Below are 22803 nucleotides of genomic sequence, written 5' to 3'. Positions count from 1 at the left end.
ACGTCAGTTCGCCATCATGAGGGCACGCAAGGAGGACGCCATGGCGATCGCCATTCGGCAGTTGCATCCCCATTTCGTCGGCGAGGTCTCTGGCGTCGATCTGCGCACTCCCCTCACACGCGACGACGTCGCGCAGCTGCAGGCCGCGATCGATCACTACGCCGTCCTGGTGTTCCATGATCAGGACATCAGCGACGAGCAGCAGCTCGCCTTCGCGCTGAATTTCGGCGAGCGCGAGCAGGCGCGCGGCGGTACGGTCACGAAGAAGGAGGACTATCGCCTCACCACCGGGCTCAACGACGTCTCCAACCTCGGCAAGGACGGCAAGCCGCTGCCATCAGACCATCGCACGCATCTGTTCAATCTCGGCAACTGCCTGTGGCATTCCGACAGCTCGTTCCGGCCGATCCCGGCGAAGTACTCGATCCTGTCGGCACGCATCGTCAATCCGAAGGGCGGCAACACCGAGTTCGCCGACATGCGCGCGGCCTATGACGCGCTCGATCAGGAGACGAAGGCGGAGATCGAGAATCTCGTCTGCGAACACTCGCTGATGCATTCGCGCGGCTCGCTCGGCTTCCTCGACTACAGCGACGAGGAGAAGGCGATGTTCAAGCCGGTCAGGCAGCGCCTGGTGCGCACGCATCCTGCACATGGCCGCAAGTCGCTGTATCTGTCATCGCATGCCGGCGCGGTGGTCGGCATGAGCGTGCCCGAGGGACGGCTGCTGTTGCGCGATCTCACCGAGCACGCCACGCAGCCGGAGTTCGTCTACATCCACAGATGGACGCGACACGATCTCATCATGTGGGACAATCGCCAGACCATGCACCGCGTGCGCCGCTACGATCAGTCGCAGCCCCGCGACATGCGCCGCGCGACGGTAGCCGGCACCGAGCCGACGGTGGCGCAGCAGGCTGCGGAGTAGCTCGTCTCCACCGCGGCTGTCAGAAGAAGTCGTCATTGCGAGGAGCGAAGCGACGAAGCCATCCAGGGTCGTCACGGGACGACGGATTGCTTCGCTGCGCTCGCAATGACCGTGGAGAGGCAGAGGGCCCACTATGGCGGGCTGTGAGGCCGCCGGGCCGGGACGCGCGCTTATCGAGAGGACCTACGCATGGCCCGCGGCGTTGGACAGCATGCCGGGATCGATGCCGATCTTGCGCAAGGCCAGATCGTACTTGTTCTCGACATTATCGCCGAAGATCAGCTCGGGATCGGCGTCGCAGTGCAGCCAGCCATTGTCCTGGATCTCCTCCTCGAGCTGGCCCGCACGCCAGCCGGCATAGCCGAGCGCGAGAATGGCATGCTTCGGGCCGTTGCCCTTGGCGATCGCCTTGAGGATGTCGATCGTCGTCGTCAGGCAAACGCCGTCGTTGATCTTCAACGTCGCGTTGGCGATGAAGTAGTCGCTCGAATGCAGCACGAAACCGCGTCCGGTATCGACCGGACCGCCGCTCAGCACCTTCATGGTCTCGGCGCTGTCCGGCAGGCTGATCTGATCGCCCTTCTCGATGATATTCAGTTGCATCAGGAGCTGCGGGAAATCGATGCTGCCGGCCGGCCGGTTCACCATGATACCCATGGCGCCTTCAGCGGAGTGGGCGCACAGATAGATCACGGAGCGCTCGAAGCGGGAATCACCCATCACCGGCATTGCGACCAGCAACTGGCCGTCGAGGTAACCGCCTTGAGAGGCATGATCCCCGATCCCGGTCATTTTGCGGCGAATGTCGCCGAGCCTTTTTGCTTCAGGATTCATCCGCAAGGACTCTCATGATGGTTGATATCCTGATATTGGGATGCGCATCTGTCAATCAAGGTTCAGGCCTCAGCGTCCGAATCCGCTCACAAGCAATTCAATGGTTTGCGCCCGATCCAAACTTTAAAGACGTCTCATGTCCGCCTTGGTTCCTCGTCTTCCCGCCACACTGCTCGCCGCCGTCGTTCTGCTGTCCTGGCCTTGTGCCGGTGCACGGGCGCAGGATTCCTCGCCTTGGCAGCGCGACGGCCACTCCGCGATCCGCCTGCTCGCAGGGTCGCGCAGCGGGCCGGTCATGCTCGGCGGCATCGCCATCCAGCTGCAGCCGGGATGGAAGACCTACTGGCGCACGCCCGGCGATTCCGGTGTGCCGCCGCGATTCGACTTTTCCAAGTCGGACAATGTCGAAGCAGTGACCGTCCTGTGGCCGGCGCCGACCAAGTTCGACGACGGCGCCGGCGGACATTCGCTCGGCTATCACGATCAGGTCGTGCTGCCGTTGCGCATCGTCGCCAAGAGCGCCGACAAGCCGATGACGTTGCGCGCCGACATCAGCTACGCCGTCTGCGAGAAGATCTGCATCCCGGTGGAAGCGAAGGCGGAGCTCGCCTTCACCAGCGTCGCCAGCACCGAGGACGCGTCACTGTCGGCCGCGCTCGACACCGTGCCGAAGCCCGCCAATGTCGGTGACGCCACGCCGTTGACGATCCGCAGTGTCAGGCGCGACGGCAAGAAGGACGTCATCGTCGATGTTGCCGCGGCTGATCCGCGCGGCATCCATCTCTATGTCGAGGGACCGACGCCGGACTGGGCCTTGCCGATCCCGCAAGCGCGCGACAGCGACACGCCCGGCATCAAGCGCTTCGCCTTCGAGCTCGACGGCGTGCCGCCCGGCGTCAAACCCGACGGCGCGGCGCTGAAGTTCACTCTGGTGGCGCCCGACAAGGCCTACGAGTTCAACGTCAACCTGCCATGACCCGCGCCGGCAGACTGGGCGCAGCCCGTCCAACCCATTCTTAACGATGCGTTGATAGGACAGGATCCTCGCCGCCCTCCGTGCGGCCGTGGAGCCTTCGCCGTGGCCGTGATCGACACCCGCACCACCGCATCGTCAGGCCTCGCAGCCCGGCTGAAAGCGCGCCTGCGCGCGCTCGGCGGCAGCGGCGAAGCGTCGCTGACGCGGCGGCTGGCCGGCACCATTTTCCTGATCCGCGTGCTCAGCGCCGGCCTCGCCTATCTCAGCCAGATCCTTCTGGCGCGCTGGATGGGCGGCTCGGACTACGGCACCTACGTCTATGTCTGGACCTGGGTGCTGCTGCTCGGCAGCATGCTCGATTTCGGCATCGCCTCCTCGGCGCAGAAGATCATCCCGGACTATCGCACCTCGGGCCAGCACGCGCTGCTGCGCGGCTTTCTCTCCGGCGGCCGCTGGCTGACCTTGGCGACGTCCACGGTCGCCGCGCTGCTGCTCGCCGGACTGATCGCGTTGCTGTCGCCGTGGATCGACGCCAGCGAGCGCATGCCGCTCTACATCGGCTGCCTCACGCTGCCCGCCTTCGTCGTCGCCAACACCCAGGACGGCATCGCGCGCTCGCACGACTGGATGGCGCTCGGGCTGATGCCGCAATTCATCATCCGCCAGACGCTGATCATCGGCTTCACCGCCGGCGCCTTCATGCTCGGGCTGCAGCTCGGCGCCACCGTGGCGATGGCCGCGAGCGCCGCGGCGGTGTGGCTCGCGATGCTCGGCCAGATGCTGGTGCTGAACCGCAGGCTCGGGCGCCACATCGAGGCGGGGTGCAAACAATACGATCTGCGCGGCTGGCTCGCGATCTCGCTGCCGATCCTGCTGGTCGAGAGCTTCTATCTGCTGCTGTCCTACACCGACGTGCTGGTGCTGCAGCAATTCCGTTCCTCCGAGGAGGTCGGCATCTATTTCGCAGTCGTCAAGACGCTCGCGCTGGTGTCGTTCATCCACTACGCGATGTCGGCGACGACGGCGCATCGCTTCGCCGAATATCACGCGCTCGGCGACAAGGCGCGACTGTCGGCCTATGTGGCCTATGCGATCAAATGGACGTTCTGGCCGTCGCTGGCGGCGACGCTGGTGCTGCTCGCGCTCGGCAAGCCGCTGCTGTGGCTGTTCGGCGCGCAATTCACTGCGGGCTACGACATCATGTTCATCGCCGCGATCGGCCTCGTGGTCCGCTCCGCGATCGGTCCCGTCGAACGGCTCCTCAACATGCTCGGCCAGCAGCGCGCCTGCGCGATGGCCTATGCGGCGGCGTTCGTGATGAACCTCATTTTGTGCATCCTGCTGGTGCCGCAGTTCGGCGGCCATGGCGCGGCGGCGGCCACCTCGCTGTCCCTCGCGTTCGAGACCGTGCTGCTGTTCCGTATCGTCAAGCAGCGCCTCGGCCTTCACGTTCTCGCCTTCGGCAAGGCATCGTGAGGAACCGGTCTCGACGCATCTGTTGCGTCATCTTGACCTTCGCCCGACGGAACTGAGAGCGTCGCATCACCGCAGCCTGGGACACGCAGCGATCACGCAAGTGTTGGGTGCAACGCCTTGATATTGGCGCGATCCTCCGGGCACATGAATTCGACCGCGCGTTGGGGGAGATCGAGATGTCGAGACTGGGGCTCGCAGTGTCGCTGGCCGGCACTTTGTTGGTGGCCGGCTGCATGGAAGCGACGTTGTCGCCGACCTCCGATGCAGCGCTCACACCCCGCGATCGTCAGCTGCTCGCGCGCGCCCCCCACGCCGAGGCGCAGATCCCGCAGCAGTTCCAGCGCCACATCGTGGAGTACACGCGGCAGGAGCAGCCGGGCACGATCGTCGTCGATACCGATGCGCGCTTCCTCTACTACGTGCTGCCCGAACGCAAGGCGATCCGCTACGGCGTCGCCGTCGGCGAGGAGGCGCAGGCCTTCCACGGCGTCGCCACGGTCGGCAAGCTCGCCGAATGGCCGGACTGGGTTCCCACCGCCGAGATCCAGGCCCGGCTCGGGCCGTATCCGAAGCGCGTCGCCGGCGGCCCCGCCAATCCGCTCGGCGCCCGCGCGATCTATCTCTACGAGGGCAACAAGGACTCGCTGTACCGCATCCACGGCACCAACCAGCCGGAATATATCGGCCAGGCGATCTCGTCCGGCTGCATCCGCATGACAAATACCGACGTCGCCGATCTCTACAGCCGCGTGCAGCTCGGCTCGACCGTGGTCGTGCTGCCGCCCGGCCAGAGCGTCGCCTCGACCAACACGAACATCTTCGCGCGCCGCAGCTGACCGCTGCGGCGTTCCGCATGTCGGCCGGACCGTGCTCAGCTCAGGGCGCGGCGGCAGTGGTCAGGAATTCCGGCGGCACCACGTCGGTCAGCCAGACACCGTTGTCAGCAACGTAGAATCGCAGGCCCGCACGATGCATCGCTGCGGCATCGACCCGCAGCACGATCGGCTTGCCGTGCCGCCGCCCGACATTCACGGCCGTCGCGTGGTCGAGAGACAGATGCACCTGCTGGCGTGATTGCGGCTTCAAGCCCTGCGCCATGATCGCTTCGACGAACCTGGTCGCCGTGCCGTGATAGAGCACAGCCGGCGGCTCGCGCGGCGTCAGGCCGAGCTCAACAGCCACCGAATGGCCCTGCGCGGCGCGAATGCGCTGCCCATCCTCCGAGACGGTGAAGCGCTTCTTGTCACTGGTCGCGACCACGTGCTCGAGGTCCGCCCGGCTGAACGCCGTTCCCGCCGCGGCGGCGCGGGCGATCAGATCATCGATGACAACCCAGCCCCGGGCGTCCAGCGCGAGGCCGATCGTCTCCGGCTGATGCCGCAGCACGAGACTCAGGAATTTGCTCAGGCGCACCGGATCGGAAGCCATCGTCAGCGCCTAACCGTAGCGCAGCTTCAGGCCGAGGATCGCCGCGACCAGGCCCAGCGTGATGGCGTTGGCGACGACCAGCGGCAGGTCGCTGATCAGCGCGCCGTAGAGCAGCCACATCGAGTTGCCGGTGGTCTGCAGCACGAACATGCCCATCGAGATGTCATGGGTCGAGCGCGAGCGCCAGGCCTTGATGACCTGGGGCAGGAACGAGCATGTGGTGCAGGTGGCGGCGCCGAGGCCGATGATCGTGGTCAGCAAGATGAAAAGTCCGTGCGCTGGTCGTGGAAACGCACGCTTGTAGAATGACCCGCGCCGAAGCGAAACCCGCTCCGGCGCGAATTTGATCGCTTCGCGTGAGAGGTGCTCGACTTCGCGACACCCTCGGTCATTCCCCGCGAAAGCGGGGAATCCAGTACGCCGCGGCCCCTCGATCACGGCCTGCCGTCTCTGGAATACTGGATCGTCCGCCTGCGCGGACGATGACAGCAAGGGTGGGGCAGGCCCCGCCCCAACCAGACAAAGCTACGCGGCGGTCCAGCCGCCGTCGATCGACAGATTGGTGCCGGTGATCTGCGCGGCATCGTCACCGCACAGGAACAGCGCCAGCGCCGCCACCTGCTCCGACGTCACGAACTCCTTGGTCGGCTGTGCCGCCAGCAGCACGTCGTTGATGACCTGCTCCTTGGTGAGATTGCGCGCCTTCATCGTGTCGGGGATCTGCTTCTCGACAAGCGGCGTCCAGACGTAGCCCGGCGAGATGCAGTTGCAGGTGATCTTGAAGGTGGCGAGCTCGAGCGCCACCGTCTTGGTGAGCCCGGCGATGCCGTGCTTGGCCGAGACATAGGCCGACTTGAACGGCGAGGCCACCAGCGAGTGCGCGGAGGCCGTGTTGATGATGCGGCCCCAGCCGCGCTTCTTCATCCCCGGCACCGCGGCGCGGATGCCATAGAAGGCAGAGGAGAGATTGATGGCGATGATCTGCTCCCACTTCTCCGGCGGGAAATCCTCGACCGGCGAGACGAACTGGATGCCGGCATTGTTGACAAGGATGTCGACCGAGCCGAACGTCGTCTCGCCGAGCGCGATCATGCCGGCGATCTCGGCCGGCTTGCTCATGTCGGCCGGCGAGTGCACGGCCTTCACCTTGAAGTCGCTCTCGATCGCGGCGCGCTCCTTCTCGATGTCGGCGGCTGCGCCGAAGCCGTTGAGCACGATGTTGGCCCCGGCCGAGGCAAAGGCGCGCGCATAGGCCAGCCCGATGCCGCTGGTCGAGCCGGTCACGACCGCGGTCTTGCCCTTCAAATTCGTCGTCATGTGCTTCACTCCTTCTTGGCGGCGGCGAGGCCGCCGTCCTGCGTGAGATCGTAGGTGACCATGGTCTCGCCGGACTGCGGCCGCTCCAGCCAGTCCTTGTGACTCATCGATTGGTGGACGTCGCGCACGCCCGCCTCCCAATGCTCGATCATCGCGACATGGGAGAAATCATAGTCCTTGGAGGACGTCTCGTAGTTCTTGCTGCGATAGATCAGGTGCACCACCGTCACGGTGTTCTCCTGCGCCGCCTTGCACAGGATCTCCAGCGACGGATCGTTGCGCAGCTCGTCGGGCAGCTTGGCGTAAAGCTCGCGGAACGCCTTGCGCGTGTTGTGGATCATCCGGTTCTTGTCGGTGTTCATCCGCGTGCGGCTCGAATAGCGGATGTCCTTCTCGCGCTCGGCCGCTTCCAGCAGTGTTCGCGGCAGGTCACCGCGCGCGGAGAACAGGTCGACCTGGAAGATCAGCAGATCGCGATCGGTCTCGCTGTCGAGCACGTAGTCCAGCGGCGTGTTCGACGCGATGCCGCCGTCCCAATAATGCTCGCCGTCGATCTCGACCGGCGGGAAGCCGGGCGGCAGCGCGCCCGAGGCCATGATGTGCTCAGGCCCGATACGCTTGCCCTGCTTCTTGAATTCGACATTGTCGAAATAGGTGAAATTGCCGGTGGTGACGCCGACGGCGCCGACCGACAAACGCGTCTTGAGGTCGTTGATGCGATCGAAATCGACCAGCCGCTCGAGCGTCCGCTTCAACGGCGCAGTGTCGTAGTAGCTGACGGATTGCAGGCTGCCGGCCGGCCACAGCGGGGCCGGCGGGAAGCGCGGCGTGAAGAAGCCGGGCACGCCGAACGCCGCGATGAGCGCCGCGCTCGCCTCGTTGAAGGCCGAGCGGTGATGGTCGCCGTCGAGCAGCGGCTTCCAAGGCACCGGGGACGACACCATCTCCCAGAACTCCTTGAGACGGCCGATGCGCTTGTCGCGGTCGTTGCCGGCGATGATCGCGGCATTGATCGCGCCGATCGAAATACCGGCGACCCATTCCGGCTCGAAGTCGAAATGACACAGTGCCTGGTAGGCGCCGGCCTGATAGGAGCCGAGCGCGCCGCCGCCCTGCAGGACGAGAACACGTTGCGACTGGGTGGGGGTTGCGGGCTGCGGGGGAAATGGATGCTGCGTCATTACGGCGGTCATTAGCAAAACAAGCGCCAACGTGGCGTCACTTCGCGGTGACGTCAATCCACCCCAAGGTCTGGGTGACGACCGTCACACGAGATCGCAGCGGACGCGGCACCAGTGCGCAAGGCTGCGGCAGGCCTGCCTGTCACGACGGCTTCTTGGCATCCGGCGTGGCAAGAATCATGGTCCAGAACACCTTGTACTTGGTATTGGGCGCGTAGCTCGCGGCGATGCCTATTTTGGTGACACCCGTCTTGAGCATGTTGGCCCGGTGCGGCGGCGAGTCCCGCCAGCCGGAAAAGGCCTCCGCCAGCGTATGGTAGCCGGCCGAGACGTTCTCCACCGCCACCACCGCATCATAGCCCGCACCCGTCAAGCGCTTGGCCAGCGGCGCACGCACGTCGTGATCGAGCTTGTTCTTGTCGGCCATCGCGTTCGATTGCGACTCCGCGAGCCGCATCAGCTCGGGGTCGACCTCGACCGTGCCGAGCCCGTTGTTCTGACGGTACTGTGAGATCATCGTCGCGGCAGCGACGGCATCGAGCTTCGCTCCGGCAACCGCCATGTCGGCATACATGGTCGGCGCCTGCACGACCGGCGCCTCCGCCGCGCAGCCGGCGAGCAGGAATGCGATGGAGAAAGCGATTGCCCGATGCTTCAATGAACCGATCCCTATGCCGATAACAGAGGCGGGTTGTTGCACATCAACCGTGGCTGAAAGGTGAATCGACGGTAAGTTCCATCGATGCAATTCGAGCCGTTCCGGCCGGCAACGGTTCGTCAACCATAATGCCAGTTCGGTCAAGCCAAGGACGGCGCAACACCCTCGGTGTCGTCCCGGCCTCCGCGCCGGGACCCATAATCCGCAGCGGCTCTGGTGAGACGTGATGCCGCTCCAGCGTGCCTCGAACAGGCTGCACGGAGTATGGATCCCGGATCGGCGCCCGCCAACGCTTTCGCGTTGCCGGGCTTGTCCGGGACGACACCGAATTTTGGTCGGCGGCCTGTGACTGACGACTCGAAGTGGAGTTTGACGCGACCACCCTACCCGCCGGCGAAGATCCGGTAATGCCGCGGCTTCAGTCCGACCCTATCTCCGATGCGCAGCTCGCGATCGCGCGGGGCGTCGATCTCGATGGTGGAGCCTTCCGTGAGCGCGATCTCGGCGCGCTGCACCGGACCGAAGCTGCGCACATGGGTCACGGCGCCATGCAGCGTGCCGCTGTCGGCCGGGCCGATCAGCATGTCGTGGCGGCGCACGAACAACGTCGAGGCGCCAGCGGCGCCGCCCTCCACGGCGATGTCCAGAGGCCGGCCGTTGAGATGCACGGCGCCGCCGGTGACCTCCACCGGCAGCATGATCGATTCGCCGATGAAGCCATGGACGAAGGCGGTCGCCGGGCTGTCGTAGACGTCGCTGGGCGAGCCGACCTGCTCGATGCGGCCCTTGTCCATCACCACGACGCGGTGCGCGACCTCCAGCGCCTCCTCCTGATCGTGCGTGACGAAGATCGACGTGACGTTGATCGAGTGATGCAGGGTGCGCAGCCATTGCCTGAGCTCCTTGCGCACCTTGGCGTCGAGCGCGCCGAACGGCTCGTCGAGCAGCAGGATGCGCGGCTCGATGGCGAGCGCGCGTGCCAGCGCGATACGCTGGCGCTGGCCGCCGGAGAGCTGGCTCGGGTAGCGGTCGGCGAGCCAGTCGAGCTGCACGAGGTCGAGCAGCTCCTTCACGCGTGCGCGGATCTGCGCCTCGGTCTTGCGGATGCGACGCGGCTGCACGCGCAGGCCGAAGGCGACGTTCTCGAACACGTTCATGTGCCGGAACAGCGCGTAGTGCTGGAACACGAAGCCGACATGGCGCTCGCGCGCACCACGGTCGAGCGCGTTCTCACCGTCGAACAGGATCTCGCCGGCGTCGGGCCATTCCAACCCGGCGATGATGCGCAGAAGCGTGGTCTTGCCGGAGCCTGAGGGGCCGAGCAGCGCCAGCAGTTCGCCATTGGCGACCTTGAGGTCGACGCCGTCGAGCGCCTTGAACGCGCCGAAGCTCTTGACGACGCCTCTCGCTTCAATCGTCATGCGGCATGTCCCCGTCGATGTTGCGTTCGAGAATGGTCTTGGCGATGAGCGTGATCAGCGCGAGCATCGCGAGCAGCGAGGCGATCGCGAACGACGCCACCATCTGGTACTCGTTGTAGAGGATCTCGACCAGCAGCGGCATGGTGTTGGTCTCGCCGCGGATGTGGCCTGAGACCACCGACACCGCGCCAAACTCGCCCATCGCGCGCGCGTTGCAGAGCAGGACGCCGTACAGCACGCCCCATTTGATGTTGGGCAAGGTGACGCGGAAGAAGGTCTGCAGGCCCGAAGCGCCGAGCGAGATCGCCGCCTCCTCCTCCTGCGTGCCCTGCTCCTGCATCAGCGGGATCAGGGCGCGAGCCACGAACGGAAATGTGACGAAGATCGTGGCGAGCGCAATGCCGGGAAACGCGAAGAGAATCTGCAGATCGTGATCCTGCAGCCACGGCCCGAGAAAGCCCTGCGCGCCGAACAGCAGCACGAAGACGAGGCCGGAGATCACGGGGCTCACCGAGAATGGCAGGTCGATCAACGTGATCAGGAAGGTCTTGCCGGGAAAGTCGAACTTGGTGATCGCCCAGGCAGCGGCAAGGCCGAACACCAGGTTGGTGCCGACCGAGACAGCCGCGACGCCGAGCGTGAGGCGGATGGCGGACCACGCCTCGGGGTCGGCCAGCGCGGACAGGTAGGCCACCACGCCCCTGCCGAACGCCTCCACGAACACGACCACAAGCGGCAGCACGACGAAGATGGACAGAAAGGCGATCGCCAGGGTGATGATGGCGACGCGAACGATGGCAGGCTCGGCGCGCGGATCGCGGCGGGCGGCGCTCTCGGCAAGGCTGCGCGCCGAACCGTCCGGCGTCCGTTGCAGGGTCATCTCGATGCTCATGTCGCGGCCTCAGGTGGACGCCTGGGACTGGGCCCAGCGCTGCAGGCGATTCACCGCGAAGATGATTACGAATGCCACCACAAGCATCACCACGGCAATGGCCGTGGCGTCGGCATAGCGGAACTCGGACAGGCGGATCACGATCAACAGGGGAGCAATCTCGGAGACGTTCGGGAGATTACCTGCGATGAAGATCACCGAGCCGTACTCGCCGACCGCGCGGGCGAAGGCGAGCGCGAAGCCGGTGAGCAGCGCCGGCGTCAGGCTCGGCAGGATCACCTTCGTGACGATGTGCCAGCGGCTGGCGCCGAGGCTGGCGGCCGCCTCCTCGATCTCCGGATCGAGATCGATCAGCACCGGCTGCACGGTGCGGACCACGAAGGGGATGCCGATGAAGATCATCGCGATGAAGATGCCGAGCGGCGTGAACGCCACCTTGATCCCCATCGCGGCCAGCGGCGCGCCGAGCCAGCCCTTTTGCGCGAACAGCGCCGTCAGCGCCACACCGGCGACCGCCGTCGGGAGCGCGAACGGCACGTCGACGATGGCGTCGAACAGCCGCCGGCCCGGGAAGCGGTAGCGCACCAGCGCCCAGACCACGATCGTGCCCATCACGAGGTTGACGCACGCAGCCGCGAAGGAGAGGCCGAACGAGATCTTCAGCGCGCTCAAGGTGCGCCGGCTGGTGACGATGTCCCAGAACTGCGCCAGGCTCAGGTCGGTCGAGCGGACGAACAGCCCGGCCAGGGGAATCAGCACGATCAGGGACAGCCAGGTCAGCGTCAGTCCCATGGTGAGACCGAAGCCCGGCAAGGTGCTGCGTCGGGGTGCAAGTACGCTCAAGAAGCCACCTGGCTCATTCCGATGTCCCTATCCCGTACCGCATCATCAGTTCTTGTAGATCTGATCGAAGATGCCGCCCTCGCCGAAATGATCCTTCTGCGCCTTGGTCCAACCGCCGAACACGTCGTCGATCGTGAACAGATCGAGCTTGGCGAACGCGTCGGCGTAGCTCTTGGCCACGTCGGGATCGCGCGGACGATAGAAGTTGCGTGCGGCGATTTCCTGGCCTTCCTTCGTATACCAGTACTTCAGATAAGCTTCGGCAGCCGCCTGCGTGCCCTTCTTGGCCACAACCCGGTCGACGACGGCAACTGGCGGTTCGGCCAGGATCGACAATGACGGCGAGATGATCTCGAACTTTTCCTTACCGAATTCTTTCAACGCCAGATAGGCCTCGTTCTCCCAGGCCAGCAGCACGTCGCCGACGCCGCGCTCGACGAAGGTGACGGTGGCACCGCGGGCGCCGGTGTCGAGCACGGGAACGTGCTTATAAAGGTCGGCGACGAACTGCCTGGCCTTGTCGGCCGAGCCGGTCTTCTTCAGCTGGTAGCCCCAGGCGGCCAAGTAGTTCCAGCGGGCGCCGCCGGAGGTCTTCGGATTGGGGGTGATGACGTCGACCCCCGACTTGAGCAGGTCGTCCCAGTCCTTGATGCCCTTGGGGTTGCCCTTGCGGACCAGGAACACGATCGTCGAGGTGTAGGGCGCGGCGTTCTGCGGCAAACGCTTCTGCCACTCCTTGTCGAGCAGCCCCCTGCCCGCGATGGCATCGATGTCATAGGCCAGCGCCAGGGTCACGACGTCCGCCTGCAGGCCGTCCATCACGCTGCGCGCCTGGGCGCCGGAGCCGCCATGCGACTGCTTGATCTCGACGCTCTTGCCGGTCTCCTTCTGATAGCTCGCCGCAAACGCCCTGTTGAACTCGACATACAGCTCACGGGTCGGATCGTAGGACACGTTGAGCAGGCTCACGTCGGCGGCATAGGCCGATCCCGCCCAGGCCAGACCAGCGACAACAGCCAGAACACGCCGCATCATCGAAGCTCTCCATTCCAGGCCCGCAATGTTGCAGGCGCGTCCTGCAGATCGCCGGATCTGCCCGTCCGAGTCAACGAAACCGGATTTTCTTGTTTCCGGCTGGACATCAGCATTTTGCTACGATGTGCCCAGCCTCGGCATAGCTGTTCTTGCCGCGACACAATGTCGTCGTGACTGCCCTCAGAGCCGGCCGGGATTCAACTAGACCGCCGAGGTTACCACCGTGTGGATGCCGCATTCGGTCTTGTCACGGCCGCGCCAACGGCCCGCGCGTTCGTCTTCGCCATGATCCGACCGGCTCGTGCAGGGCATGCAGCCGATCGAGCGGAAGCCCGCGGCCACCAGCGGATGCTGCGGCAGGTCCGCCGAGCGATAGATCTCCGCGATGTCGTCGCGGGTCACATTGGCGAACGGATTGAATTTCACCCGCGTGCCGTCCTGCTCGACGACGGGAATCGCCGCGCGCAAGCCGCCCTGGAAACGCTTGCGGCCGTTGATCCAGGCTGCGAAGGGCGCCAGCGCCCGCGCCAAGGGTTCGACCTTGCGGATGCGGCAGCAGGCGTCGGGATCGGAGAACCAGAGTTCGTTGTCGGCATCCTCGCGCGCCAGGGCCGCGGCGTCGGGCTTGATCGAGCGTACGTCGCGCAAGCCAAGGATCTCGATCAGCCGGTCGCGGTAAGCGAGCGTCTCCGTGAACATGTGCCCGGTGTCGAGGAAGATCACCGGGATCGCCGGATCGACATCGGCGGTCACTTTCAGCAGCGCCGCCGATTCCGAGCCAAAGGAGGAGACGACCGCAAGCCGCTCGCGGCCGATCGCCTGCAACGCAGCCGCGATGACCTCTTGCGGCGAGGCCGTGCGCAGCGCGGCGTCCAGCGACGCGACAGGGACCTGTCCGAGGGACGACGATGCAGCCAAAGTGCTCACAGTCCTGCACTCTCCGAATGACGCAGCTGCAACCGCTGATGCAGCGCCGAGAGCCGGCCGTCGCCGGCCGGCTGGTAGAACACCGAATAGCGCTTCACGGTCTCGGTGAACGCTTCCGCGTCCGCCTGCTTCTTGACGTCGAACGCGTCGAAGCCGGCGCGCAGCATGAACACGAACTGATCGCGCAGCACCTGGCCCGTGGCGCGCAGCTCGCCGCGATAGGAGTAGCGCTCGCGCAGCAGGCGCGCCTGGGTGTAGGCGCGGCCGTCGCGGAAGCTCGGGAACACCAGCGCGACCAGCGCGAGCCGGTCGAGATAGGGCACGAGATCGTCGACATCGCGATTGTTCGGCCAGATCACGCCGAGCTTGCCACTGGTGCGGCCGGCCAGCGCCTCGGGGCCGGCGAGGAACCGCGTCTCGGAGACGAGGATCGCGCCTTGCGCTGGCAGCTCGGCATCGTCGGTGAGGCGGACGAACGCGTCCGCGATGATGTGTCCGCCCTTAACGAGTGGCATAAACCCGCTCCCTGAATGGTTCGACCCCGAGCCGCTTCACCGTGTCGACGAACAGCTCCTCGGGGCGCGCGCGCAGCGCAAGATAGGCTTCGACGATGTCCTCGACGACATCGGCAACTTCGGCATAGGGCACCGCGGGGCCGATCAGGCTGCCGAGTTCGGCGCCCTCGTCGGCACGGCCGCCGATCGTGATCTGGTAGAATTCCTCGTTGTTCTTCTCGACGCCGAGGATGCCGATGTGGCCGACGTGATGATGGCCGCAGGCATTGATGCAGCCAGAGATGTTGATGTGCAGCCGGCCGATCAGGTTCGCGGTGTCGTGATTGGCGAAGCGCCGCGTGATCTCCTGCGCGATCGGAATCGAGCGCGCATTTGCCAGCGAGCAATAGTCGAGCCCCGGGCAGGCAATGATGTCGGAGACGAGGTTGACGTTGGGGATCGCCAGCCCGATCGCCTCGAGCGCCTTCCACACCGCCGGCAGGTCGCGCTTGCGCACATGCGGCAGCGCCAGGTTCTGCTCGTGGCCGACGCGGATCTCGCCGAAGGAATATTTGTCGGCGATGTCGGCGAGCGCATCCATCTGGTCGGCGGTCGCATCGCCCGGCGGCTTGCCGATGGGCTTCAGCGACACCACCACGATCGCATAGCCCTGCGTCTTGTGGGCGAACACCGAGTTCTTGCGCCAGGCCTCGAAGGTCGGATCGGCTGCGGCCTGCCTGAGCTCGTCCGGCATCGCCGGCAGCGTCTCGTACGCCGGATAGAAGAACCGCGAGCGGATGTCCTCGATGATGCCCTGGTCGAGCTTGAGCACACCGTCGCGAATCTGCTGCCACTCCTCCTCGACCTCGGCCGCGAATGTCTCGATGCCGAGCTCGTGCACCAGGATCTTGATGCGCGCCTTGTAGATGTTGTCGCGGCGGCCGTACTGATTGTAGACGCGCAGGATCGCCTCGACATAGCTGAGGATGTCGTGGCCGTGCACGAACGGCTTGATGGTCTTCGCGATGAAGGGCGAGCGGCCCAGGCCGCCGCCGACGAGCACCTCGAAGCCGGTTTCGCCCTGCTCGTTCTTGAGGAGCCGCAGGCCGATGTCGTGGATCTTGATCGCGGCGCGATCGTGATCGGAGGCCGTGATCGCGATCTTGAACTTGCGCGGCAGGAACGAGAATTCCGGATGAAGCGTCGTGAACTGGCGCAGCAGCTCGGCCCAGATGCGGGGATCCTCGATCTCGCCGGGCGCGACGCCGGCCCACTGGTCGGAGGTGACGTTGCGCATGTTGTTGCCGGAGGTCTGCATCGACTGGATGCCGACTTCGGCGAGGTCGGCCATCGCATCCGGCAGCTCGGCGAGCTTGATCCAGTTGAACTGGATGTTCTGCCGGGTCGTGAAGTGACCGTAGCCGCGGTCGTAGCGGCGCGCGACATGCGCCAGCCGGCGCAGCTGATTCGATGCCAGGGTGCCGTAGGGAATCGCGATGCGGTACATGTAGGCGTGCAGCTGCAGATACACGCCGTTCTGTAGCCGCAGCATCTTGAACTCGTCCTCGGACAATTCGCCCGAGAGGCGACGCTTCACCTGGTCGCGGAATTCGGCGACGCGCTCGTTGACCAGGGTGCGGTCGATTTCGTCATAAGCATACATGAGAGGGCCTTCAGGCTTGAGCCGGGAGCGCGATGGTGGCGCCCGTCAGCCGGATGTGTTCACGCATGTTGCCGGGCTTCACCGCGCCGTCGGCTGCGACCTCGACCGGGGCGATATAGGGACCGATCGCGTTGAGATCATCGGCCACCGCCTCCGTCAGCAGCGCGCGCGCCTCGTCGGCGGTGCGCACGATCGCCGCGTCGGTCAGCTCATCGGACCAGCTCTTGCTGCCGGTGCGGTAGATGACGGCGCCGTCCCACGTGCGGTTCGCGGTGACGATCGAGGGACCGGTGATCTTGATCTTCTGTTGCAGCGGGGAGGTCATTCAGACGGGTTCCAGGAGTTGTGCAATCACGCCACTGAGGTTCTGCTGACGCCACGGCGCCGAATGCGCCACGACGTCACCGATGATGAGGATGGCCGGGCCGCCATCGATCTTGGCAACGAGGTCCGGCAATTGATCGAGCGTCCCGACCGCGGCTTGCGCATCGGGGCGCGTCACGCGCGCGAACACGCCGACCGGCGTGTGCGGCGAGCGTCCCGCCGCGAGCAGGCCGCAGCGCACGGCCGGCGCCGCCGTCATGCCCATGTAGACGACGACCGTCATCTTCGTATCCGTCAGGACAGACCAGTCGACCGCCTCGGCGTCGCGCTCCTTGTGCGCGGTGAGGAAGGTGATGCGCAGTGCCTTGCTGCGGAAGGTCAGCGGCACCTCGAACTGCGCGGCGGCGCCGATGCCCGCCGTGATGCCCGGCACGATGCTGTAGGACACGCCGGCCTTGCGCAGCGCATCCACTTCTTCGCCGCCGCGGCCGAACACGAAAGCGTCGCCGCCCTTCAGGCGCACCGCGCGCTTGCCCTCGCGGGCGGCGTCGATCAGCAGCTTGTTGACCGCGTCCTGGCCGATGCCGGGCTTGCCGACACGGCGGCCGACCGGCACGCGCGAGGCGTCGCGGCGGATGCGGTCGAGAATTTCGGGAGTCACCAGCTCGTCGTAGTAGACGACGTCGGCGTCCTGCAGCGCGCGCAGCGCCTTGATGGTCAGCAGATCGGGATCGCCGGGACCGGCGCCGACCAGGGTGACATGGCCTTCGCTGCGGCCGGCATGGTCGGCGCCCGCGAATGCGGCGGGATCGGCGATGCCGTGCAGCGCCGCTTCGGCTTCCTGCTTGCGGCCGGCCAGCACCAGCGCGCCGATCGGGCCGTCGACGATGCGCTCCCAGAAGCGGCGGCGCAGCGGCATCTCCGCTATCAGCGGGTTGATGGTCTTGCGGAAATCGCCGATGAAGCTCGCGAGCTCGCCGATCCGTGCCGGCAGCAGCGCCTCGATGCGCTCGCGCACGCGCCGCGCCACCACCGGCGACGAGCCGCCGGTGCCGATGGCGACCACGACGTCGCCGCGATCGACGATCGCCGGGAAGATGAAGCTGGAATGCGCGAGGTCGTCCATCACGTTGACGGGCAGACCCATGCTGCGCGCCCGCGCCGACATGGCCACGCCGATGTCGCCGGCGCCCGCGCACAGCACCGCGATGACGCCAACGAGATCGGCACTCAGCGGATCACCGTCAGCACGCTCGATCTGGCCGTGATCATCGCGCAAGCCGCCGAGATCGAAGTCGCCATCGGTCGCAAACCAGCGGATGCGGGCACCCGCGGACAGCAACACCCGCAGCTTGGCACGCACGAGCTCGCCCGCGCCGATCAGCAGCACGGGGCCGGTCTTGAGATCGAGAAACACCGGCAGATATTGCATTGCGCTCTTCGGCTTCGACTCTTCGGGGTTGACTGGAATTATTTTCTATATAAGTGTCAGGTCGCGGACGTAAAGAGAAAATTATTCCTTGGCTTCGCCATAGAATTTTCTCCCAAGCAGGCGATGGCTGACAGCATGCACATTCTCACCAACGACGTTTCCAAAGACCGGTTGCCCTCATCCGAGATCGAGCAAGCATCTTCCATGCCGCGCGTCCTCAGCGCCGCGCCCACGATGGACCATCTCGATCAGCTGGAGGCGCAGAGCATTTACATTCTCCGCGAGGCCTTTGCACGGTTGAAGAAGCTCGCGCTGCTGTGGTCGCTCGGAAAAGATTCCAACGTGATGATCTGGCTGGCACGCAAGGCGTTCTTCGGCCGCGTACCGTTTCCGGCCATGCATGTCGATACAGCCAAGAAGTTTCCGGAGATGTACGCTTTCCGCGACACCTACGCGAAGGAGTGGGGCCTCGACCTGAAGATCGAGCCGTGCCCGCCGATCGATGCCGTCGATCCGACGCTGCCGCCCGCCGCCCGCTCGGCCGCGCGCAAGACCGAGGGCCTGAAGATGGCGCTCGCCAAGCACGGCTTCGACGGCCTGATCGCCGGCATTCGCCGCGACGAGGAGGCGACGCGCGCCAAGGAGCGCGTGTTCTCGCCGCGCGGCGCCGAAGGCAACTGGGACGTGCGCGACCAGCCGCCGGAGTTCTGGGACCATTTCAACGCCTCGCCGCCGCAGGGCGCTCACTTGCGCATCCATCCGATCCTGCATTGGACCGAGGCCGACATCTGGGCCTACACCGCGCGCGAGAACATCCCGATCATCCCGCTGTATCTGTCGAAGAACGGCAAGCGCTATCGCTCGCTCGGCGACCAGGACATCACCTTCCCGGTGGCCTCGAACGCCTCGAACATCGCCGAGATCCTCGCCGAGCTCGAGAGCACCAAGGTCCCGGAGCGCGCCGGACGTGCGCTCGACCACGAGACCGAGGACGCCTTCGAGCGTCTGCGCGTGGCCGGCTATCTCTGAGCGGAGCCCGAGGCAATGAACATGAGAGTCCCGGCCGCCGCCCCCGCCACGCCGAACGGCACCAGCCGCCCGCAAGTCAGTATCGTCATCGTCGGCCATGTCGATCACGGCAAGTCGACCCTGGTCGGCCGCCTGCTGCATGAGACCGGCAGCCTGCCGGACGGCAAGCTCGAGATGCTGCAGGCAGTCTCGGCGCGCCGCGGCATGCCGTTCGAGTGGTCGTTCCTGCTCGACGCGCTGCAGACCGAGCGCGACCAGGGCATCACCATCGACACCACCCAGATCCGCTTCCGCACCAATGCGCGCGAGGTCGTGCTGATCGACGCGCCCGGCCACGCCGAGTTCCTGCGCAACATGATCACCGGCGCCTCGCAGGCCGACGGCGCGGTGCTGATCATCGACGCGCTCGAAGGCGTGCGCGACCAGACCCGCCGCCACGGCTATCTCCTGCATCTGCTCGGCGTGAAGCAGGTCGCGGTCGTCGTGAACAAGATGGACCGCGTCGATTTCGGCGAAGCCCGCTTCAACGACATCAAGGCCGAAATCTCGGCGCATCTCGAAGGCCTCGGCGTCAAGCCGGTCGCGGTGATCCCGATCTCCGCCCGCGACGGTGACGGCGTGGCGCAGCTCACCTCGCGCATCGGCTGGTACAAGGGCCCGACCGTCGTCGAGGCGCTCGACGGCCTGGAGCCGGCCAAGCCGCTGTCGAGCCTGCCGCTGCGCCTGCCGGTGCAGGCGATCTACAAGTTCGACGACCGCCGTATCGTCGCCGGCCGCGTCGAGGCCGGTGAGTTGCGCTCAGGCGACGAGATCGTGATCATGCCGGCCGGCAAGATCGCCAAGATCAAGACCGTCGAGGGCTGGCCGCAGACCCCGGTGACAGCAGCGCAAGGCGCGGGCCGCTCGGTCGGCATCACGCTCGACCGCGAGCTGTTCATCGAGCGCGGCGACGTCATCGCCCATGTCGGCCGCGAGCCGCAGGCCGCGCGCCGGCTACATGCGCGCATCTTCTGGCTGCACGACCAGCCGCTCGCCAAGGGCGACAACATCCTGGTGCGGCTGGGCACCCGCGAGGCGCGCGGCAGCGTGGTGGCAATCGAGAAGGCGGTCGATCCCGGCTCGCTCTCGAACGAGGAGAACGCGTCGATCGCGCGCAACCATGTCGGCGAGATCGAGATCGCGCTGACCCAGCCGGTCGCCATCGATCCCTATACCGAGAATGCGCGCACCGGTCGCCTCGTCATCGAGGTGCAGGGCCGCATCGCCGGCGGCGGGCTGGTGCTGTCGATCGCAGCCGGCAAGCGCGCGGCGCCGGTCGACATCATGCCGGTGGAATCCGCCCTGCAGCCGCAGGAGCGCGCCGACCGCTACCGCCACAAGGGCGCGGTGGTGTGGATGACCGGCCTGCCCGGCGCCGGCAAGTCGACGCTTGCTCGCGCTCTCGAGCGGCGGCTGTTCAGCCGCGGCGGCGCGCCGGTGCTGCTCGACGGCGACACCGTGCGCGCCGGGCTCAACAGGGATCTCGGCTTCACGCCGGAGGACCGCGCCGAGAACATCCGCCGCCTCGCCGAAGTCGCGACCCATCTCGCCCGCAACGGCCACATCGCCATCGTCGCCGCGGTCTCGCCCGCGCGCGAGGACCGCGCCGCCGCGCGACGCGTCGCCGGCGACCTGTTCCGCGAGGTCTACGTTGCCACAGCCGCCGAGATCTGCGAGAGCCGCGATCCCAAGGGCCACTACGCCAAGGCCCGCGCCGGAAACTTGCAGAACTTCACCGGCATCGGCACCGACTACGAGCCGCCGCTGGATGCGGAGCTCGTGATCGACACCGCAACGCGCGGCATCGCCGATGCCACCGATGAGCTCGAATCGCTGCTGTCGAAAACGGGCGTGCTGTTCGACGACATCGCCGACCTCGGCGCGAATATCTGACGTCTTGGTTCAAGAACGTCCCACACCACGTCATTCCGGGGCAAGGCCGCAGGCCTTGAACCCGGAAACTCGACGTTATTGCATTCTTTCCTAACAACCTCGAGATTCCAGGTTCGATCGTCATCGCACAACCGCTTCGCGGCTGCGCATTGCCGATCGCCCCGGAATGACGGGCAGGACGTCAGAGCTCGATGTGGTGACTGCTCAGACCCGCGCTAAAGCGCCCCGACATAGGCAGTGAGATCGTCGACCTCGTCCTCGGTCGGCAGCCGCGAGTCCATCTTCTTGGCATAGACGTCCCACATGAGCTTGACGGCATCGCGCAGCGATGCGGTGCGGCCATCGTGGAAGTACGGCGCGGTCGATGCGACCGCATGCAAGGTCGGCACCTTGAACTTGCCGCCGGTGCCGATGTCGTCCTTGCTCTTCTTGTCGAAGCTCGGCAACTGATGACAGGTGCCGCAGCCGCCATCGCCGATATAGAGATCATAGCCGCGCTTCACGGCCGCGCTCGCGTCGGGCCGCGGCGTGCCGTCCTCCTTGACCTGCCAGTTGGCCGGATAGTTCAAGGTGCGCACATAGGCGACCAGCGCCGCCAAGGTCTGCTGCGACGGCTCCGCCCCCTTCATGCGGTTGACGATGATGCCGCGGATGCTGTCTTCGAGCGTCGCCGCCTGCCCCGCCCAGCCGAACACCGCGCGCTCGCCGACGCCCCACAAGGTCGGCGTGTTGCGGCCGTTGGGATCGCCGTCGGCGACGACATCGAGGCCGACATAGGTCTTGTTGTTGGTGTGTCCGGTCGAGAAGTGGCAGGTGGCGCAGGACGCCTTGTTGCCGCCCGACAGGCTCGTATCGTTGAACAGCTCCAGCCCCTTGGCGGCGAGCTCGGTCTCGGACAGCGGCCCGGGCGGCGTCACCGCCGCGCCAACCGTCGTGGACTGCGCCGGCGGCTCCGTCGCACCAGCCGTGGTGGGCTGCGCCGGCGGCGGCTCGGTCGCCGCGGTGGCGGGCGGAGTCTTCGGCTTCTTCGCCGCGGCGGCGGCGTGCCGACCCCTGGGCTTGTGAGCAGGCTCGGCCGCATGCACGGACTTCGGCTTCAACGCGGCGACGAGCATCTGCATCAGCGTCGGCGCCGGCTTCGTCTCGGCCGGGCGGAGATATGGCGTCACCGACTTGTCCGCCGCAAGCGCGGGCAGCGTGAGCAGGCCCAGACACAGGACGACCGACCGCAGCCCAGTGAACGACATCACCCGTCTCCCCCCGACACGCTAGATGCAAGTCGTTATCGACAGCCTTTACGTCCGAAGTGGGACTGTGCAGGGGCAATGAATCGGCGCGGACAAAGTCCTTGCGAGACGCACGCACGAGCCCATGCTCGTGCTTCAGTTCTCCCTGCGAGTAGCTTGTCATCTGGTAGGTGGCGACGGCCAGGCGGCACGCATCGAGATTCATCCGCAAATCCGAATTCATCAACGTCCCCAACCTGATTTGGCCTGTCCAGTCCCGGGCGCAAAAATTTTTCTATTTCTTTTTTCCAGAAACCATGATCTTATCCGTGCATCCCGTCCCACACGAGGGACAGTTCGCGACCGTCACGGACGTCGGGTGCGGGATGCGGTGGGCGCCTTTGGCTGCGGTGTGAGCGATCATGCTGGCGGACAGTCCTTAAGGCGCACGGCCAAGCCGTGGGGTCCTGGCATCCCGACGCTGATGCCACGTCTGCGAAGCGCCCACGCGTCGCGCGGGCAACGGTGACCAGAAAGCCCGGCGCACCGGGGAGACCACGGAGCAACCGTAAATCCATCGCGCAGGGAAGGCCGGATGTCCGGCTCGTACCTGTGGTGACTGCCGCCTGCTTTTTTTCTGCAGGCGGGCCATGGGTGCAGCCAGCACCCGGCCTTCCCTGCGCCTCTCGTGATCGGGGGGCGAGCAAGAGTAAAGCTCGGACGCGATCATGCGCCGCGAGAACGAAGTCGCATGAGCCATGACCTCCACGAGCGATGATCTCGCTGG

At 66.0% G+C, this 22803-nt stretch carries 22 protein-coding genes; 6 read left to right on the top strand and 16 right to left on the bottom strand.

The window, feature by feature from the left end; genetic code table 11:
* Positions 1-40: 40 nt before the first annotated feature.
* Complete coding sequence (locus HL666_RS24800; protein WP_172184113.1) at positions 41-928, top strand: TauD/TfdA dioxygenase family protein; 888 nt, start codon at positions 41-43, stop codon at positions 926-928.
* A 183-nt stretch (positions 929-1111) separates the two neighbouring features.
* On the opposite strand, the gene HL666_RS24795 is transcribed toward HL666_RS24800, so the two are convergent.
* The gene (locus tag HL666_RS24795; protein WP_172110039.1) at positions 1112-1762 is read right to left on the bottom strand and encodes a YqgE/AlgH family protein; all 651 of its coding nucleotides are present in this window, start codon (positions 1760-1762) and stop codon (positions 1112-1114) included.
* A gap of 136 nt (positions 1763-1898) precedes the next feature.
* Between HL666_RS24795 and HL666_RS24790 the strand changes: the two genes are divergently transcribed.
* From HL666_RS24790 to HL666_RS24780, 3 genes are all read left to right on the top strand, one after another.
* Positions 1899-2738, top strand: a complete 840-nt coding sequence (locus HL666_RS24790; RefSeq protein WP_172184111.1) for a protein-disulfide reductase DsbD domain-containing protein — start codon at positions 1899-1901, stop codon at positions 2736-2738.
* Positions 2739-2840: 102 nt separating this feature from the next.
* Positions 2841-4214, top strand: coding sequence for a lipopolysaccharide biosynthesis protein (locus HL666_RS24785; protein ID WP_172184109.1), 1374 nt, complete (start codon positions 2841-2843; stop codon positions 4212-4214).
* Positions 4215-4390: 176 nt separating this feature from the next.
* Positions 4391-5050, top strand: a complete 660-nt coding sequence (locus HL666_RS24780) for a L,D-transpeptidase (protein WP_172184108.1) — start codon at positions 4391-4393, stop codon at positions 5048-5050.
* A gap of 40 nt (positions 5051-5090) precedes the next feature.
* Here HL666_RS24780 and HL666_RS24775 read toward each other — a convergent pair whose 3' ends face one another.
* The 14 genes from HL666_RS24775 to cysG all read right to left on the bottom strand — a co-directional run bounded on the left by HL666_RS24775 (position 5091) and on the right by cysG (position 17829).
* Entirely contained in the window at positions 5091-5642 is a 552-nt protein-coding gene (locus HL666_RS24775) for an RNA 2'-phosphotransferase (RefSeq protein WP_172134429.1), read from the bottom strand.
* 9 nt (positions 5643-5651) lie between these two features.
* The gene (locus HL666_RS24770) at positions 5652-5903 is read right to left on the bottom strand and encodes an SWEET family sugar transporter (RefSeq protein WP_006614646.1); all 252 of its coding nucleotides are present in this window, start codon (positions 5901-5903) and stop codon (positions 5652-5654) included.
* Positions 5904-6167: 264 nt separating this feature from the next.
* A complete protein-coding gene (locus HL666_RS24765; RefSeq protein ID WP_172184106.1) occupies positions 6168-6959 on the bottom strand; it encodes a 3-hydroxybutyrate dehydrogenase in 792 nt (263 codons plus the stop codon).
* A 5-nt stretch (positions 6960-6964) separates the two neighbouring features.
* Positions 6965-8140, bottom strand: coding sequence for a DUF3734 domain-containing protein (locus tag HL666_RS24760; RefSeq protein ID WP_172110045.1), 1176 nt, complete (start codon positions 8138-8140; stop codon positions 6965-6967).
* A 142-nt stretch (positions 8141-8282) separates the two neighbouring features.
* Entirely contained in the window at positions 8283-8798 is a 516-nt protein-coding gene (locus HL666_RS24755; protein WP_172110559.1) for a CAP domain-containing protein, read from the bottom strand.
* Positions 8799-9181: 383 nt separating this feature from the next.
* A complete protein-coding gene (locus HL666_RS24750; RefSeq protein ID WP_172110046.1) occupies positions 9182-10219 on the bottom strand; it encodes a sulfate/molybdate ABC transporter ATP-binding protein in 1038 nt (345 codons plus the stop codon).
* Entirely contained in the window at positions 10209-11111 is a 903-nt protein-coding gene (gene cysW / locus HL666_RS24745) for a sulfate ABC transporter permease subunit CysW (RefSeq protein ID WP_172110047.1), read from the bottom strand. The genes HL666_RS24750 and cysW overlap by 11 nt, the downstream gene beginning before the upstream one ends.
* A 9-nt stretch (positions 11112-11120) precedes the next feature.
* Positions 11121-11954, bottom strand: coding sequence for a sulfate ABC transporter permease subunit CysT (gene cysT / locus HL666_RS24740; protein WP_172110048.1), 834 nt, complete (start codon positions 11952-11954; stop codon positions 11121-11123).
* Positions 11955-11999: 45 nt separating this feature from the next.
* Entirely contained in the window at positions 12000-12989 is a 990-nt protein-coding gene (locus tag HL666_RS24735) for a sulfate ABC transporter substrate-binding protein (RefSeq protein ID WP_172134433.1), read from the bottom strand.
* A gap of 201 nt (positions 12990-13190) precedes the next feature.
* Positions 13191-13916: a phosphoadenylyl-sulfate reductase gene (locus tag HL666_RS24730; protein ID WP_172134434.1), complete on the bottom strand. Its 726-nt coding sequence runs from the start codon at positions 13914-13916 to the stop codon at positions 13191-13193.
* On the bottom strand, positions 13913-14431 hold the full coding sequence (locus HL666_RS24725) for a DUF934 domain-containing protein (protein ID WP_172134435.1): 519 nt from the start codon (positions 14429-14431) through the stop codon (positions 13913-13915). Before HL666_RS24725 ends, HL666_RS24730 begins: the two co-directional genes overlap by 4 nt.
* The gene (locus HL666_RS24720; protein WP_172184104.1) at positions 14418-16073 is read right to left on the bottom strand and encodes a nitrite/sulfite reductase; all 1656 of its coding nucleotides are present in this window, start codon (positions 16071-16073) and stop codon (positions 14418-14420) included. Before HL666_RS24720 ends, HL666_RS24725 begins: the two co-directional genes overlap by 14 nt.
* 10 nt (positions 16074-16083) lie before the next feature.
* Positions 16084-16398 carry a DUF2849 domain-containing protein gene (locus HL666_RS24715; RefSeq protein WP_011924226.1) on the bottom strand — a complete coding sequence of 105 codons (315 nt, stop codon included), beginning with the start codon at positions 16396-16398 and terminating at the stop codon, positions 16084-16086.
* Positions 16399-17829, bottom strand: a complete 1431-nt coding sequence (gene cysG, locus HL666_RS24710) for a siroheme synthase CysG (protein WP_172184102.1) — start codon at positions 17827-17829, stop codon at positions 16399-16401.
* Between the two features lie 234 nt (positions 17830-18063).
* On the opposite strand from cysG, the gene cysD reads away from it, so the two are divergent.
* Both cysD and cysC read left to right on the top strand, forming a co-directional pair.
* Positions 18064-18858, top strand: a complete 795-nt coding sequence (gene cysD, locus HL666_RS24705; RefSeq protein ID WP_172110560.1) for a sulfate adenylyltransferase subunit CysD — start codon at positions 18064-18066, stop codon at positions 18856-18858.
* A gap of 15 nt (positions 18859-18873) precedes the next feature.
* Positions 18874-20790: an adenylyl-sulfate kinase gene (cysC, locus tag HL666_RS24700; RefSeq protein ID WP_172184100.1), complete on the top strand. Its 1917-nt coding sequence runs from the start codon at positions 18874-18876 to the stop codon at positions 20788-20790.
* A gap of 215 nt (positions 20791-21005) precedes the next feature.
* On the opposite strand, the gene HL666_RS24695 is transcribed toward cysC, so the two are convergent.
* The gene (locus HL666_RS24695; protein ID WP_172184098.1) at positions 21006-22037 is read right to left on the bottom strand and encodes a cytochrome-c peroxidase; all 1032 of its coding nucleotides are present in this window, start codon (positions 22035-22037) and stop codon (positions 21006-21008) included.
* Positions 22038-22803 lie beyond the last annotated feature (766 nt).

Source organism: Bradyrhizobium aeschynomenes, from assembly GCF_013178945.1.
Lineage (GTDB): Bacteria > Pseudomonadota > Alphaproteobacteria > Rhizobiales > Xanthobacteraceae > Bradyrhizobium > Bradyrhizobium aeschynomenes.
This window is presented reverse-complemented; position numbering and strand designations above follow the sequence as displayed.

What these genes read in the sequence shown, in the direction of transcription:
- HL666_RS24800 (WP_172184113.1), top strand. Translation starts at nt 41, where the DNA reads ATGGCGATCGCCATTCGGCAGTTGCATCCCCATTTCGTCGGCGAGGTC.
- HL666_RS24795 (WP_172110039.1), bottom strand. Translation starts at nt 1,762, where the DNA reads ATGAATCCTGAAGCAAAAAGGCTCGGCGACATTCGCCGCAAAATGACC.
- HL666_RS24790 (WP_172184111.1), top strand. Translation starts at nt 1,899, where the DNA reads ATGTCCGCCTTGGTTCCTCGTCTTCCCGCCACACTGCTCGCCGCCGTC.
- HL666_RS24780 (WP_172184108.1), top strand. Translation starts at nt 4,391, where the DNA reads ATGTCGAGACTGGGGCTCGCAGTGTCGCTGGCCGGCACTTTGTTGGTG.
- HL666_RS24775 (WP_172134429.1), bottom strand. Translation starts at nt 5,642, where the DNA reads ATGGCTTCCGATCCGGTGCGCCTGAGCAAATTCCTGAGTCTCGTGCTG.
- HL666_RS24765 (WP_172184106.1), bottom strand. Translation starts at nt 6,959, where the DNA reads ATGACGACGAATTTGAAGGGCAAGACCGCGGTCGTGACCGGCTCGACC.
- HL666_RS24760 (WP_172110045.1), bottom strand. Translation starts at nt 8,140, where the DNA reads ATGACGCAGCATCCATTTCCCCCGCAGCCCGCAACCCCCACCCAGTCG.
- HL666_RS24750 (WP_172110046.1), bottom strand. Translation starts at nt 10,219, where the DNA reads ATGACGATTGAAGCGAGAGGCGTCGTCAAGAGCTTCGGCGCGTTCAAG.
- cysW (WP_172110047.1), bottom strand. Translation starts at nt 11,111, where the DNA reads ATGAGCATCGAGATGACCCTGCAACGGACGCCGGACGGTTCGGCGCGC.
- HL666_RS24735 (WP_172134433.1), bottom strand. Translation starts at nt 12,989, where the DNA reads ATGATGCGGCGTGTTCTGGCTGTTGTCGCTGGTCTGGCCTGGGCGGGA.
- HL666_RS24725 (WP_172134435.1), bottom strand. Translation starts at nt 14,431, where the DNA reads ATGCCACTCGTTAAGGGCGGACACATCATCGCGGACGCGTTCGTCCGC.
- HL666_RS24720 (WP_172184104.1), bottom strand. Translation starts at nt 16,073, where the DNA reads ATGTATGCTTATGACGAAATCGACCGCACCCTGGTCAACGAGCGCGTC.
- HL666_RS24715 (WP_011924226.1), bottom strand. Translation starts at nt 16,398, where the DNA reads ATGACCTCCCCGCTGCAACAGAAGATCAAGATCACCGGTCCCTCGATC.
- cysG (WP_172184102.1), bottom strand. Translation starts at nt 17,829, where the DNA reads ATGCAATATCTGCCGGTGTTTCTCGATCTCAAGACCGGCCCCGTGCTG.
- cysD (WP_172110560.1), top strand. Translation starts at nt 18,064, where the DNA reads ATGGACCATCTCGATCAGCTGGAGGCGCAGAGCATTTACATTCTCCGC.
- cysC (WP_172184100.1), top strand. Translation starts at nt 18,874, where the DNA reads ATGAACATGAGAGTCCCGGCCGCCGCCCCCGCCACGCCGAACGGCACC.
- HL666_RS24695 (WP_172184098.1), bottom strand. Translation starts at nt 22,037, where the DNA reads ATGTCGTTCACTGGGCTGCGGTCGGTCGTCCTGTGTCTGGGCCTGCTC.